The sequence below is a fragment of the Bradyrhizobium sp. 1200_D9_N1_1 genome (genome assembly GCF_052075915.1).
Classification (GTDB): domain Bacteria; phylum Pseudomonadota; class Alphaproteobacteria; order Rhizobiales; family Xanthobacteraceae; genus Bradyrhizobium; species Bradyrhizobium diazoefficiens.
In genome coordinates this window covers 2,024,008-2,039,878 of record NZ_CP197226.1, presented here as the reverse complement: position 1 = coordinate 2,039,878, position 15,871 = coordinate 2,024,008, and the positions used below count along the sequence as shown (strand labels likewise).

At 65.7% G+C, this 15,871-nt stretch carries 14 protein-coding genes; 2 read left to right on the top strand and 12 right to left on the bottom strand.

Annotated elements, in window-relative coordinates:
* The first annotated feature begins 79 nt into the window (after window positions 1-79).
* Entirely contained in the window at window positions 80-1,408 is a 1,329-nt protein-coding gene (locus tag AB5K84_RS09885) for a dicarboxylate/amino acid:cation symporter (RefSeq protein WP_011089922.1), read from the top strand.
* 192 nt (window positions 1,409-1,600) lie between these two features.
* Here the strand turns inward: AB5K84_RS09885 and AB5K84_RS09880 are convergent, their stop codons facing one another.
* The 10 genes from AB5K84_RS09880 to AB5K84_RS09835 all read right to left on the bottom strand — a co-directional run bounded on the left by AB5K84_RS09880 (window position 1,601) and on the right by AB5K84_RS09835 (window position 11,537).
* Complete coding sequence (locus tag AB5K84_RS09880) at window positions 1,601-3,214, bottom strand: ABC-F family ATP-binding cassette domain-containing protein (protein ID WP_011089923.1); 1,614 nt, start codon at window positions 3,212-3,214, stop codon at window positions 1,601-1,603.
* 163 nt (window positions 3,215-3,377) lie between these two features.
* The gene (locus tag AB5K84_RS09875) at window positions 3,378-3,725 is read right to left on the bottom strand and encodes a RidA family protein (RefSeq protein WP_011089924.1); all 348 of its coding nucleotides are present in this window, start codon (window positions 3,723-3,725) and stop codon (window positions 3,378-3,380) included.
* A gap of 15 nt (window positions 3,726-3,740) precedes the next feature.
* Window positions 3,741-4,862, bottom strand: coding sequence for an NAD(P)/FAD-dependent oxidoreductase (locus AB5K84_RS09870; RefSeq protein ID WP_011089925.1), 1,122 nt, complete (start codon window positions 4,860-4,862; stop codon window positions 3,741-3,743).
* Window positions 4,859-6,277, bottom strand: a complete 1,419-nt coding sequence (locus AB5K84_RS09865) for an FAD/NAD(P)-dependent oxidoreductase (protein WP_011089926.1) — start codon at window positions 6,275-6,277, stop codon at window positions 4,859-4,861. The genes AB5K84_RS09870 and AB5K84_RS09865 overlap by 4 nt, the downstream gene beginning before the upstream one ends.
* Window positions 6,274-6,570, bottom strand: a complete 297-nt coding sequence (locus tag AB5K84_RS09860; RefSeq protein WP_011089927.1) for a (2Fe-2S)-binding protein — start codon at window positions 6,568-6,570, stop codon at window positions 6,274-6,276. Before AB5K84_RS09860 ends, AB5K84_RS09865 begins: the two co-directional genes overlap by 4 nt.
* 27 nt (window positions 6,571-6,597) lie before the next feature.
* Window positions 6,598-7,734, bottom strand: a complete 1,137-nt coding sequence (locus tag AB5K84_RS09855; RefSeq protein ID WP_011089928.1) for an NAD(P)/FAD-dependent oxidoreductase — start codon at window positions 7,732-7,734, stop codon at window positions 6,598-6,600.
* A gap of 8 nt (window positions 7,735-7,742) precedes the next feature.
* The gene (locus AB5K84_RS09850) at window positions 7,743-8,549 is read right to left on the bottom strand and encodes an ABC transporter permease (protein WP_011089929.1); all 807 of its coding nucleotides are present in this window, start codon (window positions 8,547-8,549) and stop codon (window positions 7,743-7,745) included.
* The gene (locus AB5K84_RS09845; protein ID WP_011089930.1) at window positions 8,546-9,445 is read right to left on the bottom strand and encodes an ABC transporter permease; all 900 of its coding nucleotides are present in this window, start codon (window positions 9,443-9,445) and stop codon (window positions 8,546-8,548) included. Before AB5K84_RS09845 ends, AB5K84_RS09850 begins: the two co-directional genes overlap by 4 nt.
* Complete coding sequence (locus tag AB5K84_RS09840) at window positions 9,442-10,479, bottom strand: ABC transporter ATP-binding protein (protein ID WP_038965492.1); 1,038 nt, start codon at window positions 10,477-10,479, stop codon at window positions 9,442-9,444. Before AB5K84_RS09840 ends, AB5K84_RS09845 begins: the two co-directional genes overlap by 4 nt.
* A 23-nt stretch (window positions 10,480-10,502) precedes the next feature.
* The gene (locus tag AB5K84_RS09835) at window positions 10,503-11,537 is read right to left on the bottom strand and encodes an ABC transporter substrate-binding protein (RefSeq protein WP_038965491.1); all 1,035 of its coding nucleotides are present in this window, start codon (window positions 11,535-11,537) and stop codon (window positions 10,503-10,505) included.
* A 276-nt stretch (window positions 11,538-11,813) separates the two neighbouring features.
* Between AB5K84_RS09835 and AB5K84_RS09830 the strand changes: the two genes are divergently transcribed.
* The gene (locus tag AB5K84_RS09830; RefSeq protein WP_011089933.1) at window positions 11,814-12,713 is read left to right on the top strand and encodes a LysR substrate-binding domain-containing protein; all 900 of its coding nucleotides are present in this window, start codon (window positions 11,814-11,816) and stop codon (window positions 12,711-12,713) included.
* 192 nt (window positions 12,714-12,905) lie between these two features.
* On the opposite strand, the gene AB5K84_RS09825 is transcribed toward AB5K84_RS09830, so the two are convergent.
* Window positions 12,906-14,279: an amidohydrolase family protein gene (locus tag AB5K84_RS09825; protein ID WP_011089934.1), complete on the bottom strand. Its 1,374-nt coding sequence runs from the start codon at window positions 14,277-14,279 to the stop codon at window positions 12,906-12,908.
* On the bottom strand, window positions 14,276-15,859 hold the full coding sequence (locus AB5K84_RS09820; protein ID WP_011089935.1) for an ABC transporter substrate-binding protein: 1,584 nt from the start codon (window positions 15,857-15,859) through the stop codon (window positions 14,276-14,278). Before AB5K84_RS09820 ends, AB5K84_RS09825 begins: the two co-directional genes overlap by 4 nt.
* Between the last annotated feature and the right edge of the window lie 12 nt (window positions 15,860-15,871).

The following is a 15,871-nucleotide window of genomic DNA, read 5'->3' as shown; positions in this document are numbered from 1 at the left end:
GCTTCTGCGGCGGCCATCACATGATGCGAGTCATGCAAGATTCAAATCTTGCAAAATCAATGCGTTCCGGGCTCATCATATGACACAGATCGCGATCCAGCCAGCCATCCGTCGCCGGCATCAGCCCTGGTACAAGATCCTCTACGTCCAGGTGCTGATCGCGATCGTGCTCGGAGTGCTCATCGGCTATTTCTATCCCGATTTCGGCAAGGAGCTGAAGCCGCTCGGCGACGGCTTCATCGCGCTGATCAAAATGATGATCGCGCCGGTGATCTTCTGCACCGTGGTGCACGGCATCTCCTCGATGGGCGATCTCAAGCGTGTCGGCCGGGTCGGGCTGAAGTCGCTGATCTATTTCGAATCGGTCTCGACCGTCGCGCTCGCGGTCGGCCTTTTGGTCGGCGAGGTGCTCCAGCCCGGACACGGCTTCAACATCGATCCCGCCACGATCGACCCGAAATCGGTCGCGACCTACGTCACCAAGGCCAAGGAGGAAGGCATCGTCGCCCATCTGATGGCGATCATCCCCGACAGCTATGTGGGCGCAATTGCGCGTGGCGACCTCCTGCAAGTGCTCCTGATCTCGATCCTCTCGGGCTTCGCCATCGCCTTCCTCGGCAAGGCCGGCGAGCCGATCGCGGATGCGATCGACAAGGCCGCAAAGATGTTCTTCGGCATCATCCGCATCATCGTGCGCGTCGCTCCCGTTGGCGCCTTCGGCGCGATGGCGTTCACCGTCGGCGCCTACGGCCTCGGCTCGCTGCTCAACCTCGCCGCGCTGATCGGCACGTTCTACCTCACCAGCATCCTGTTCGTGCTGATCGTGCTGGGCGCAATCGCCCGGCTCGCCGGCTTCTCGATCCTGCGCTTCATCGCCTACATCAAGGACGAGCTGTTGATCGTGCTCGGCACGTCGTCGTCGGAGACTGTGCTGCCGCAGATGATCCAGAAGATGGAGCATCTCGGCGCCTCCCGCTCGGTGGTCGGCCTTGTCATCCCGACCGGCTACAGCTTCAACCTCGACGGCACCAACATCTACATGACGCTGGCAACGCTGTTTCTGGCGCAGGCGACCAACACGCATCTGACGATCTGGCAGGAGCTCGGCATCCTCGGCATCGCCATGATCACCTCGAAGGGCGCCTCGGGCGTGACCGGCGCCGGCTTCATCACGCTCGCCGCGACGCTCTCGATCGTGCCTGACATCCCGATCCAGTCGATCGCGATCCTGGTCGGCATCGACAAGTTCATGAGCGAGTGCCGCGCGCTGACCAATCTGATCGGCAACGGCGTCGCCTGCGTCGTCATCAGCATCTCCGAGGGCGAGCTCGACCGCGACGCGCTGCACGAGACCATGGCCCATCCGCTGGAGATCGGCGAGGCGCTGGAACCGGGCGGCGGCGCGTAAAGCGACACGGATCGACGGCAGGAGCAACCCGGTTCCGACGCGGTAGTTTCCCGGAGTGGAAAAGTGGTGAGATACGCGTCACAACAATGGCGTTGCGATTACCGATTGATAGTCAATCTTTCCGCCCGACGCGCTGGGGGCAGGGCGTCGGGCTTTTGAAAATCTCCGCGATATCCGGACGGCGAGGCGGGATCAGAGGATCCGGCCATCGGCGCCAGGCACCTTGGCGGCCAAATCGAGCCGCCGCGTAATCCTTATCGCCTGCAAGAATGCCTCGTCATGACTGACGACAAGCAACGCGCCATCATAGGCCCGCAAGCCCGCTTCGACGGCTTCGATGGACGCGATATCCAGATGGTTGGTCGGCTCGTCCAGGATCAGCAGTGAGGGCGGCGTCGCCCCGCCGAACACGCAAGCAAGACCGGCACGAAGCAGCTGTCCGCCGCTCAGGCTCCCGGCGATCTGCAAGGCAGCGTCGGCGCGAAACATGAAGCGCGCAAGGGCGGCATGGCACGCATTCATGCCCGCCTCTGGATTGAGGCGCCTGAAATTGTCCAGGATCGAGATCGCGGGATCGAGCAGGCTGACCGTCTGGTCGAACAGCGCGAACTCGGGCTTGACCCTCACCGTGCCCACGAGGGGGCACATCTCGCCGGCAATGAGCTTCAGTAGCGTCGTCTTGCCTGAACCATTTGGCCCGACCACCGCCACACGCTCCGGCCCGACGATCGTGAACGACAGTTCCCGCAGGATCGCGCGCTCCGGACGATAGCCGGCGCTGACCCGATCGAGCCAAACCACCTCCCTCCCCGCCGGCAGGTTTGTCGACGGCAATCTCACGGACAACGGCTGGAGAATCTCGATGCGCCGGCGCGCCGTGTCGACGGCCTCGAGCGCTTCCGCGCGCCGCCGCTCGGCAACTTGCGCCGTCTTTCCGCCGGTGTCCTCGCTGCGATCCTTGCGCGCGCCGGCCAGGATGCGCGGCATGTCGCCCTTGGCACGCTTCTTCCTGCCGCCGCTGTCCTTGCGCGCCTTCCTCTCCACAGCCTCCTGCGCCTTGCCGTCGATCTCGGACAGCCGCTTCTCGGCATAAGCAAGGTCGTGCCTGACGGCAGCGAGCTCGACGGCCTTCTGCTCGCGGTACCTGCTCCAATTGCCGCCGTATCGCGTTGCTCCGAGCGACGTCAACTCGACGATCGCGTCCATGGTTTCGAGCAGGCCCCGATCGTGGCTGACGACGATCGCGCCGCCGCGCCAAGCGGCGAGGAGATCGATCACGGCCTTGCGCCCGTCCCGGTCGAGGTTGTTGGTGGGCTCATCCAGCAGCAGGAAGTCGGGCTCGGCGAACACCAGCGCGGCAAGACGAACCCGCGTCGTCTGGCCGCCGGACAGGCAGGACAGCTCCGTATCGGGGGCAAGATCGAACCCGACGCGCGCCAGCGCGGACGCGAGCCGTGCTTCGAGAGTCCAGTCGATCGCAGCGATGTCGTCGGCGGAGGCATCGCCCCGCGCCGCACAGCGCAGCAGCTTCAGCGCTTCCCGCACGCCGAACAGATCGGCCACGGTCGCGCCCGCGCGCAGTTGAACGTCCTGGCGCAGCAGGCCGACGGTTCCGTTGGTCAGAATGCGCCCCGACGTGGGAACATGTTCCCGGCAAATCGACGCCAGCAGCGTCGATTTGCCGACGCCGTTGCGGCCGACGAGACCGGTTCGCTCGGCCGCGAATGTCAGATCGATATTGGAAAAAAGAGAACGGCCGTCAGGCGTGGACAGCGACAGGTTCGACAGGATGATGGAAGCAGGCATGAAATTCCCCGTGAGCAAGGCGGATCGGCGTTGCGGTCGGGGTGAAATCCATGGCTGCGAAGTTCCTGATCGAGATGCCTCTAACTAGTCCGGAAGGCGAGCAAGATCAAGCCAAGGGGACGACAGCGCGTCGTGCGCTGCCGTCCCCCGTCGGCGGATGCCGTCAACCCTTGAGGGCGGTGACCACGACTTCGATCAACGCGCTGCCGCCGAGATCGGCGACGCCGACGGTGGCGCGGGTCGGCAGATTGTCGCCGAAGAACTCGGTCCAGGCCGCGTCCATCTCCTTCTTCTTGGAAAGATCCGTGACGAAAATCGAGGCGCTGACGACGCGGCTCTTGTCGGTGCCGGCCTCTTTCAGATAGCCGGCGATCTTGCCGAGAATATTGCGGGTCTGATCGCCCATGGAAACCGACGTGTCGTCGGCGATGGTGCCGCCGAAGAAGACGAAGCCGTTGGCCTCGACGGCGCGGTGCATGATGGGCGTGCGGATGCTGCGGGTGATGCTCATGATGTCCTCTTGTTGCTAGAGCGTGGAAGGGTGGAAACGGTCGATGCCGAGATCACCGATGCGTGTCTGGGTGCCACCGTTGACGATCAGCTCCGCCATCACGGCGCCGGCGCCGGGACCGAGCTGGAAGCCGTGCAGCGAGAAGCCGAACTGGTGATAGAGACCCTTGTGCCGCGAACTCGGCCCGAACACGGGGATGTCGTCCTTCATCTTGGCCTCGATGCCGGCCCAGGCACGAACGATCGTCGCGCTGCGCATCACCGGAAACAGCTCGAACACGGTGCGCGCGCTGATCGCGAGGCTCTTCCAGTCCAGCACCGTCTCATTGCGGTCCTGATAGGGCGTCGCGAGATGCCCGCCGCCGATCAGCACGGTGCCGTTCGAGAACTGCTTGAAGGACAGCTTGCGGCCACGCAGGATCACGACGGGATCGATGAAGTGCGGCACGCGCGAGGTGATCATCAGCATCGGGGCCACGGTCTCGACCGGCACCGGCTCGCCGAGCGCGGCGGCGATCTTTCCAGCCCAGGCGCCGGCTGCGTTGACCAGCACCGGCGCGGCATAGGTGTCGGAGCCGACATCGACATACCAGAGGCCGTCGCTGTAGCGGATGTTGCTGGCCGCCACGCCCTCGCGCACGGTCGCGCCGAGCTGTTCGGCCTTGCGGCGGAACGCGGTCGTCGTTTGCGCAGGATTGGCCGCGCCGTCACGGCGCGAGACCACGCCGCCGGGGCAGGTCTCGGCCACCGCAGGCACGAGGCGGCGAAGTTCGGTGGCGTCGATCAGCTCTTCATGGGTGAAGCCGAGCGCGTTCAGCTCGGCGACACGCGCGCGGCAGACCGCGAGCTCGTCCTCGTTCTCGGCGACCAGCACCTGGCCGTGGCTCTCGAAGCTGCAATCGTCGTCGAGGAGGTCGGTGATCCTCTCCCAGATCCCCATCGAGCGGATCGAGAGCGGGATCTCCGGGACGTGCCGCGCAAGCTGGCGCACGCCGCCGGCATTGACGCCGGAAGCATGCCGGCCCGCATAATCCTTCTCGATCAGCACCGGCTTCAGGCCGGCGAGGCACAGATGCAGCGTGGTCGAGCATCCGTGGATGCCGCCGCCAATGACGATCGCATCCACGTTTCCAGTCATCCGCGCACCACGGCCTTGACGTCGTCCTCGGTCTTGGGAACGGCGGCAAGCTCGGCGAGCGTGATCGGCTTCACCGGCGCGCGCAGCCGGTAATAGCCGATCTCCTGCGGGCTTTTACCCCGCGCCTGCGCCATCAGCTCGGTGACGGTGAGGCCGCAGAGCCGGCCCTGGCACGGGCCCATGCCGGTGCGGCGGTAGGCCTTGAGCTGGTTCGGCCCGGTCGCGCCGATCGCGACGGAATCGAGAACGTCCTTTGCAGTGACCTCCTCGCAGCGGCAGACGATGGTATCGCCCGAGGGAATGCGGAACTGCGGCGCCGGGCGGAACAACGTGTCGAGGAAAGCGCGGCCGCGCTCGGCCTTGGCGAGATCGGCGCGGAGCGTCGCCATCGATGCGAGCTTCGCGGCAGCCGCGGGCGCCAACGCTTCCACCGCCGCGCGCGCCGCGATGCGGCCGCGGACCACGGCGGCATTGGCACCGCCGATGCCGGCGCCGTCGCCGGCGATCGCGATGCCGGCGACCGACGATGAGCCGTTCGCGTCGAGCACCGGCGACCAGCACAATTGCAGCTCGTCCCAGCGATGCTCGACACCGGCCGCCATCGCCAGATTGACGTTGGGCACGACGCCCTGATGCAGCAGCAGAAGATCGACGGGAAGCGTCTCGCGCTTGCCGCCGGCGACATAGCTCACATTGGCAAGCTGGCCGTCACCCGACGCGGTGAGCTCCGTGACGCCTGTGACGACCTGCACCTTCGCCTTCACCTCGCGCATCATCGACAGGCCCTTGGCGAAATAGGGCGAGGTCAGGAAGGCGAAGGCGTGCGGCAGCGCCGCGAAATAATTGCCGCGCTCGGTGGTGTCGAGGATGCGGTCGATGCGGCCGCCAAGCCGCAAGATCTGCGCGGCGAGCAGCCAGAGCAGCGGCCCCTGCCCCGCGATCACGGTGCGGCCATCGGGCACCAGCGCCGATGACTTCAGCATGGTCTGCGCGGCACCCGCGGTCATCACGCCCGGCAACGTCCAGCCGGGAATCGGGAACGGACGCTCCAGCGCGCCGGTCGCCAGGATCACGCGCTTTGCCTTGACGAAGGCCGAAGCACCACCGACGGAGACGGCGATGTCGAGATTGCGGTCGAGGCTCCAGACCATCGCACGCTGAATCACTTCCGCATTGCTCGCGCGCAGTGACTGCACGAGATCGGCTCCGACCCAATAATCGGCGCCGAGCTGGTTGCGGTCGGTCACGGGTGTCGAGGAGATCGCACGAAATACCTGACCGCCGGGGCCGATATTCTCGTCGAGCAGCAGCGTCGACAGGCCGGCCTCGGCCGATGTCGCGGCAGCGGCGAGGCCGGCGGGCCCGGCGCCAATCACCACGACGTCGTAATCTTCGCGCTTGGGAGCCACAGTCATCTTCCGATCTCCCGCTTGCCCTTCTGGATCTCGATCTGCATGCCCTCGGCAACGGGCACGATGCAGCCCTGCCGGTTGCCCACGCCGTCGATGGTGACGAGGCAGTCGAAGCACACGCCCATCATGCAGTAAGGCAGACGCGGCGCGCCGCTCACCGCGGTGGAACGCCGTGCATCCTGGCCGGAGGCCAATAGCGCGGCGGAGACGGTGTCGCCCTGGCGCGCCGCGACGGCAACGCCATCGACGAAGATCTGCACTTGCGGGCGTTTGTCCTGTTCGGATCGTCTAAACATGGGATGCCTCTTGGCTCCTTGGTATCTCTAGTAGCCGCTGTTGTTGGCCGCGCCAGCGCCGCCAAAACGGCTCGCGGAGAACGCGCCGACCAGCTCAGGCTCGAGCGCGCCCTGCGCCACCATGCGCGCGATCTCGAAGGCGTGGTTGGAGGCGAGCGTCACGCCGGAATGGCAGCAGGCGACGAAGGCGCCGGGATGCGTTTCCGACTGGTCATAGATCGGAAAGCCGTCCTGCGGCATGACGCGGATGCCGGCCCAGCTTCTGATAACGTTGAGCCGCGACAGGTGCGGGAACATGCGCTGCGCGCGATCGGTCATCACCGCGCTGATCGAATGCTTCAGCGTGCGATCGTCCAGCTCGTCCTCCTTGCTGTCGCCGATCATCACCGTGCCCTCGTCGGTCTGGCGGATCGTGGTCAGCGGATGCGGCAGGAACGGCATGGTGCGTTCGGTCACCACGATCTGGCCGCGGGTCGGGCCCATCGGCGCATGGAGGCCGACCATCGGCGCGAGCGTCTGGTTGGCATTGCCCGCGGCAAGCACGACCTTGGCGGCACGAAGCTCGCCTTTCGGCGTGGTCAGGCGGAATTCGCCGCCGCTCTTGCTGATCGCCGAAACCGGCCGCTCCGGAAGATAATCGATGCCGAACGCCATAAAGCCGGTGTGGAAGGCGCGGAACGTGCGCAGCGAATTGACGTGGCCGTCGAGCGGACAATAGCTGCCACCGGAAACTTCCGGCCCGATCAGCGGCAGCGCCTTCTTCACCTCGGACGCCGGCAGCATCTCCATCTTGTAGTCGGCGGCGCCGACCTGGTTGTGCATGCGCTTGACGAGCTCGGTGCGCTGGCCGAATTCGTCCTCGCCGAGGGTGAGATGGAAGCCGCCATTTTGTTGCAGCGAGACATCGAGGCCGGTCTGCTGCTTCAGCTCGAAGGCAAGCCGGCCCCATGCCTGCGACGCCTGCACTGTCCACACCGTATAGGCCGGCATGCCCAGGCCCTTGCTCTGCACCCAGACCAGCGCAAAATTGGCGCGCGAGGCGCGCTTGGTGATGTCGCCTTCGTCGAGCACGGCGACCTTCTTGCCGAGCCGGCCGAGGCCCCAGGCAATGGCGGAGCCGAGCAACCCGCCGCCGACGACGGCGACGTCGTATTCTCCTGACATGAGTTCTCCTATCGTCCCGTATCGCCCTTGCCGGCGAGCACACGGTCGAGCCCGTAGAAGCGGTCGAGCAGAATGAGGGCGGTCATGGTGATCGCGATCACGCAGGCCGAGACCGACGTCACCAGCGGATCGATGTTGTCCTGGATATAAAGGAACATGCGCACCGGCAACGTCTCGGTTCCGGGCGCCGCGAGGAAGACGGTCATGGTGAGATCGTCAAAGGACTGGATGAAGGCCAGCGCCCAGCCGCTGATGACGCCGGGCAGGATCAGCGGCAAGGTCACGCGGCGGAACAGCGTCCAGCCGCCGGCGCCGAGCGAGACCGCCGCCATCTCGACCGAAAGGTCCATGCCGGTCGCGGCCGCAAGCGTCAGCCGCAGCGCGAACGGAAACACGATGATGACATGCGCGATGATCAGCGCCGCGAAGCTGCCGCCGAGGCCGGCGGAGGTAAAGAAGCGCAGGAAGGCGATGCCGAGCACGACATGCGGGATCATCAGCGGCGACAGGAACAGCGCTGCCAGCGCATCGCGGCCGCGGAAGCGATAGCGCGCGATCGCGAGCGCCGCGGGCACCGCGAACAACAGCGCCACGAGGGACGACAGCGCGCCGAGCCCGAGGCTGACCCAGAAGGCGTGGATGAATTCAGGATAGTTCGCGATGGTCCTGAACCAGCGCAGCGAAAAGCCGTTGGTCGGCAGCGACAGGAAGCCTTCGGGCGTGAAGGCGACGAGGCAGACCACCAGGATCGGCGCCACCATGACGATGACGAACACGGTGTGGAAGATCAGCGCCAGCGGGCCGTTCCGTCTCATCGGAACACCTCCGCGTAGCGTCGCTCGATCAGCGCATTGCTGCCGACGACGATCAAGACCAGCGCAACCAGCAGCAGCGTCGCGACCGCCGCACCGAGCGGCCAGTTCAGCGTGTTCAGGAACTCGTCATAGGCCAGCGTCGCCGCAACCTTGAGCCGACGGCCGCCGATGATCGCGGGCGTCGCAAAGGCGCTGGCCGAGAGCGAGAACACGATGATCGCGCCCGACAGCACGCCCGGCATGATCTGCGGCATGATGATGCGGCGAATAGTGGTGATCGGACCTGCGCCAAGCGACATCGCGGCGTTCTCGATCTGCGGATCGAGCCGCTGAAGCGCGGCCCACACCGACAGCACCATGAACGGCATCATCACATGCGCCAGCGCGATGACCATGCCGGTTTCGGTGAACATGAAGGGAATCGGTGCACGGATCAGCCCGGCCGACATCAGGAGCTTGTTGACGAGCCCGTTGTTCCCGCCGAACAGCAACGCCCAGCCGAGCGTCCGCGCCACCACGGAGATCAGCAGCGGTCCGAGGATGACGAGCAGGAAGAAGCTCTTCCAGCGTCCGCTCATGCGGTTGAGGATGTAGGCTTCGGGCGCACCTAGCAGGGCCGTGAGGAGAGTCGTCAGGATCGCGATGCGAAACGTCCGCCAGAACATTTCGGCGTAGTAGGGATCGGTCGCGATCTCGTGCCAGTTCTTCAGGATGAAGACCGGTTCGATGCCCTTGTACTGGCCCCAATCGTGGAACGACAGCATCACGGTCATCGCGAGCGGAATCAGCAGCACGCCGACGAACAGCATCAAGGCGGGCGCGGAGAGTACCCATGGCGCGCGTGCGATGCGCGCATCGGCGGCCCCCGGCGGAGCCGTGTCTGCGACCGCACTCATGCGGCAGCTCCGCGCACGCTCATGTCCTCAGGCCGCCATGCAAGACGAACGGTCTCGCCTTCGGCCGGCTGTGACTGGCCGTCATTCTGGCGGATCACGATCGCAGGACCACATTCGCTGTCGCACTGGAACAGCCAGTGATTGCCCTGGAAAATGCGCGTGACGATCTTTGCGCTGAGGCCCGTATCGCCAAAACCAATTCTTTCAGGGCGAATGCTGACGGTGACGGGACCGCTGAGGCCAACTGGTGCCGGCGCGCTCCAGGAGCCCGCCACCAGCTTCGCGGGCGCCGTGGCCCGATCGATCGTCGCGGCAAAGTCGTTAGTCTTGCCGAGAAACTGCGAGACGAAGGCCGAGGCGGGCTTCTCATAGGTCTCCTGCGGCGTGCCGATCTGCTCGATCTTGCCCTGGCTCATCACCACGATGCGGTCGGACAGCGACATCGCCTCGTTCTGGTCGTGCGTGACCAGGATCGTGGTGGTGCCGATGGTGCGCTGGATCTGGCGCAGCTCGATCTGCATCTCCTCGCGCAGCTTGGCATCGAGGTTCGACAGCGGCTCGTCGAGCAGCAGCACGCTCGGCTTGATCACCAGCGCACGCGCCAGCGCCACGCGCTGCTGCTGGCCGCCGGACATGCGGCGCGGATGGCGATCCTCGTAGCCGGCGAGGCCGACCATCGCGAGCGCGGCGCGAACGCGCTCGGCCCTTTCGGCGCGCGGCACCTTGCGCATCTCGAGGCCGAAGGCGACGTTCTCCGCCGCGGTCATGTGCGGAAACAGCGCGTAGCTCTGGAACACGATGCCGAGGCCACGCCTGGCCGGATGGATCGCGGTCAGGTCCTTGCCCTCGAGGCGAATCGCGCCGCGCGTGGGATCGAGGAAGCCCGCGATCATCTGCAGGGTCGTGGTCTTGCCGCAGCCGGACGGGCCGAGGAAGGAGATGAACTCCCCCTTCCCCACCGACAGACTGACGTCATCGACCACAGTCTGTGCTCCGAACTGCTTGGCGACCCGATCGAGCTCGAGATAGGCCATGACGCTGTCTCCGCCGCGAACGATTAGCGTTCGACTTCGCGATTCCAGCGCTTGGTCCACTCCTCGCGCTTCTCGTTGATGACCGTCCAGTCCGGATTATAGAGCTTTGCCGCGCGCTCGCCGATCGGCGCCATCTTGCCGAGCTCCGGCGGGATCACCAGCGATTTCAGCACCGGGCCATAGCCGTAGTCCTTGAGCATCACGAGCTGGATTTTTGGATCGAGCAACATCTTGACGAAGCTGGACGCGAGCGGCGAAGCGTTCGGCTTGGTGATCGGACAGGCCGTCGTCAGCAGCGTCGCCGCGCCTTCCTTGGGATAGACGAAGTCGACGGGGAAGCCGGTGTTGGCGAAGCTCTGCACACGGCCGGTGCCCCACACCGCGATCACGGCCTGGCCGGACTGGAACAGCTCGGTCATCTTGCCCGGCGACGGCTCATAGGCGAGCACGTTCGGATTGATCTGCTCCTTGAAGATCTTGAAGCCGGAATCGACGTTGGACTCGCCGCCGCCGTTCATCTTCGACAGCATCACCAGCGCTTCGAGACCGTAGGTGTTGTTGATCGGCGGGATGACGAGCTGCTTGGCGTATTTCGTGTCCTTCAAGTCGTTCCACGAGGTCGGCGGCGCCCAGCCTTTCTCGGCAAACACCTTGGTGTTGTACATCAGCCCGGTCGCGACGATGCCGATCGCTACAGCGCGATCGTCCTTGAAGCGGGCGGTGTCGTAGAGATCGGTGGGCAGGCCCTCGAGCTTGCCGCAGAAGCCGAGCTGGATCGCCTGGTACATCGGGCCGTCATCGACGATGGCGACGTCGATCTGCTGGTTGCCCTTCTGCGCCTGAAGCTTGGCCAGCGTGTCGGTGGAGTTGCCGGCGACGTATTCGACCTTGACGCCGTTCTCCTTCTCGAAGGCCGGGATCACCTCGTCGCGAATGGTCTTCTCGAACGAGCCGCCATAGCCGGCGACATAGAGCGTTCTCTGCTGGGCCGAGGCGGCCGAAGAGGCGGCAACGAGAGCCGCGATGCTGACCGCTGTCAGAAGGCGAAAAGTCTTCATGTGGACCGATCTCCAATACCGGAATGAGGTGACGCGCCGACGTGTCTCGCTGACTGAAGCGCCTTCCGCATCTCTTTCCGCGCAAATTCCTCCCCGATCAGGGCTCCGGCCCCCGTTCGGCGGGTTTTGACGCGATCTGGAGGTCCAAACCCCTCCAATCTGCCGAAAAAGCGGGCTGTCTCCAGTCCTGATGAAAAAGATCGCAAACCTATACTTCCATCGTCCAATGAATAATGGCACCCTCTGCATGCCTAAATGTTATGAATGGAATTTGGTATGGCCCGGATCAATTCGCGGCAGGTGGAGGCCTTCCGCGCGACGATGCTGACCGGCAGCGTGACCGAGGCGGCGGCGCTGATGACCGTGACGCAGCCGGCGGTCAGCCGGTTGCTGCGCGACCTCCAGGCACTGCTGAAAATGGAGCTGTTCGAGCGGCGCGGCACCGGCCTCGTGCCGACAGCCGCGGCGATGGCGCTCTATACCGAAGTGGAGCGCTCCTTCGTCGGACTCGAACGCATCACTGCCGCGGCCGAGGAAATCCGCGGCCGCCGCACCGGGTCGTTGCGGATCGCCGCGCTACCGGCGCTCTCGAACGGCTATCTGCCGCGGCTCGCCGGGCATTTCCTCAAGGAGCGCCCCAACCTCAACCTCGCCTTCTTCGGGGTGATCTCGCCGATCGTGGTCGACTGGGTGCTGAACAATCAATGCGACATCGGCTTTGCCGAGGTGCCGATCGCCCATTCCGGCCTGCCGAGTCTGCGGCTGCCGGCGCTGGCGCGCGTCGCAGTGCTGCCGACCGGTCATCGCCTCGCGGAGAAGGAAGTCTTGGAGCCGCGCGATTTCGAGGGCGAGACGTTCATCTCACTGTCGGCGGGATCGTCGAGCCGGCACCTCGTCGACCAGGTCTTCCATCGCCATGATGTCCGTCGCGTGCTCAGGGTCGAGACCACGCTGTCGGAGATCATGTGCGGCATGGTGTCGTCAGGACTTGGCGTCGCGATCTGCGATCCCTTCACCGCGCAGGAATTCTCCACCCGCGGCGTCGTGGTGCGCCGCTTCCTGCCGCGCATCGACTTCGAATTCTCCGCGGTCTTTCCGGCGCAGCGCAGCCCCTCGCCGGTGGCGCTGGATCTGGTCGAGACCATGCGCAAGTCGCTCGCGGAGTTCGAGGATTAGAATGCCCTTGGATTGAATCGATTTGGCTACAGGCTCGCTGCAACCTCTCCCGCTTGCGGGGGAGGTCGGCGCGAAGCGCCGGGTGGGGGCTCTCTCCGCATCGGGGTGTCCCCGGTTGGAGAGAACCCTCTCCCCTGCCCTCTCCCGCAAGCGGGAGAGGGAGCGCACCGTCTTCGTAGCACCGGCAGCCTCTCAGCCGTTGAACGCCGCCTGCGCCTCCGGCAGGTCCCAGATCTTGCCGATCGCAGCGCTGCCGGCGGCGGTGATCGCCGCTTCGTCGGCGCCGAGATAGCGGCCGCCATCAACCAGCACGCGGCCGTCGACCATGACCTGGTCGATATTGGCGCGGTTGGCGAGCGCGATCAGCGCGCGGCGCGGGTCGAACAGCGGCTGGAGATGCGGATGGGTGAGATCGACCACCGTGAGGTCGGCGGTCGCGCCCGGCTCGATCCGGCCGAGGTCCGGCCGCTTGATGACGTCGGCGGCGACCGCCGTGTTCGCTTCGATCAACTCCGGCGAATTGGCGACATCGGCGCGCTGGGACGTGATCTTGGAGATCAGCGAGGCCGCATTGAGTTCGCCGAGCAGATCCATGTTGTAGCCGTCGGTGCCGACCACGGTGCGCACGCCGTGCTCGGCGAAGCGGCTGAATGCGGCGGTGACGCCGGCGCGCGCGAACACGCGCGGGCAATTCAGCACGGTCATGCCGCGCGCGGCCATCAGCTTGAGATCGTCGTCGGTGCTGAACATGCAATGCGCCGCCATCAGATCGGGCGCGAGCAGGCCGAGCCAATCCAGATATTGCGCCGGCGTGCGGCCGCCATAGCGCTTGCCGATGGTCTCGACCTCGGCGCGGCTCTGCGCCATGTGCGTCGTGATGGGCACGCCGAGTTCGCGCGCCCGCGCCGCGCAGGCCTTGAGCAGATCGGGGCCGCAGGTGTCGGTGGCGTGCGGGCTCATCGCGAGGCTGATTCGGCCGTCGCCGCGATTGTTCCAGCGCTGATAGAGCGCATCCCACGTCGCCATGTCGGCGGTGCCGTCATCACCGGAGTACTGAACCACACCGTCCGGACCGGCCTTGGCGTCGGAGGTGGAGAACAGATAGGGCGCGCCGTAGAAGCGGATGCCCATCTCTTCCGCCGCGTCGAACATCTCGGGGATCGAATTGCGGAACGGCTCCATCACCGTGGTGGCACCGCCTTTCAGGAGCTGTAGGATGCCGAGCCGCGCGACCGCCATGCGCTCTTCCGCCGACAGGATATCCGCACCGCGCTTGGTGAGCGGCAGCAGCACCGTGTAGACGATGCTTTGATTGTTCTTGCGACCGGTGCCGTCCTCGCTGTGGCTGCGCGCCACGGCTTCAGAGAAGCAGTGATTGTGCAGGTTCAACAGGCCCGGCAGCACGAAGCGGCCGGGCCTGTCGTAGACCTCGTCCGCGCGCGGCCTGTCGCGCGTGACCGCGGCGATCTTCTTGCCTTCGACCAGGACCCAATGGTCGCGCAGCACATCCTGCGCGCCGTCTTTCCGTGACAGCACATAGCTGCCGAAGATTGCGATCGTGCTCATGCGGGGCGTACGTTCCAGAACACGGCGGTGCCGTCGAGAATGCCGGTGATGGCCTTGCGATAGGCGGTCGGCTGCTTGTACAGGCCGATCGGAATATAGGGGATTTCCTCGAACGCCACCGCCTGGATCTCGCGGCAGATGCGCTGCTGCTCGGCGAGCTCGGAGGCCGCCAGCCACTGGCTGCGCAAGGCCCCCATCTTCTCGCTCGCGTACCAGCCGGCGACTTTGCCTTCGCCGCGGATGTTGGTGTTGCCGGCCGGATTGAGCCAGTCGATGCCCTGCCAGTTGCCGACCGCCGCGCTCCAGCCACCCTGCGGAAGCGGGTCCTTCTTGAGCTGGCGCTGCAACACGACGGCGAAATCAAGCCCGGCATATTCGACGTTCATGCCGGCCTTGCGCAAGGAGTCCACGGCGATCTCGCCGAGCGGCTTCTGCGCCAGCGAGTTGGTGGGGACGAGCAGCACGATCTTCTCGCCATTGTAGCCAGCGGCCTTCAGATCCGCCTTCACCTTGGCGTAGTCGCGCGGGCCGCGGAAGACGTCGAGACCGACCTCGCTCGCCATCGGCGTGCCCGGAGCGAAATAGCCGATGGGCGACACCTGGAAGGCCGGATCGGTGCCGGCGACCGCCGTCATGAAGGCAGACTGGTCGATCGCGCCCAGCAGCGCGCGGCGGACGGCGGGATTGTCGAACGGCGGCTGGAGATGATTGAGGCGCAGCATGCAGGCATAGCCGCGGGGATCGAGGATGCGCGTGTCGATGTCGCCGGCGGCCTTGATGATAGGCAACAGGTCGTGCGGCGTGGTCTCCTGCCAGTCCTGCTCGCCGGTCTGGAGCGCGGCGACGCCGGTGCCGGCATCGGGCGTCGTGGTCCAGATCACGCGGTCGTAATGCACGATCTTCGGGCCGGCCGTCCAATCCGGCTTGCCGTCGGTGCGCGGCTGGTAGCGTTCGAACTTGGCATACGCATTGCGGGCGCCCTGCACGCGCTCGTCGGCGAGATAGCGGAACGGGCCGCTGCCGATGACCTCGGTCAGCGGCTTGAACGGATCCTGGCTCGCCAGCCGCTCCGGCATCATGAAGCAGGCGTTGATCGCGGCCTTGCCGAGCGCCTGCGGCAGCAGCGGGAACGGACGCTTGAGACGGAAGCGGATGGTGCGGTCATCGGCGGCCGAGAGCTCGGCGGTCGCCTCCATCAACTCGCCGCCAAAGCCGTCGCGCGCCGCCCAGCGGCGGATGCTCGCGACGCAATCGCGGGCGAGCACGCGCTCGCCGTCGTGCCAGAACAGGCCGTCACGCAAGGTGAGATCCCATTGCAGCCCGTCACCGGAGATGACATGGCCCGACAGCATCTGCGGCGAGACCTGGAGCGAGGAGCTCATGCCATAGAGCGTGTCGTAGACCATGAAGCCATGGTTTCGCGACACCTGCGCGGTCGAATAGATGGGATCGACGAAGGCGAGATCGATGACGGGAATGAAGCGCAGCGTGGACTGGGATTCGGCGCGGACGATGCCTGGCAGCGACAGCGCCGGCATAGCTGCGGCGGCCTTGAGGAGCGAACGGCGGGAGATGGGCATTACGAAGGGCTC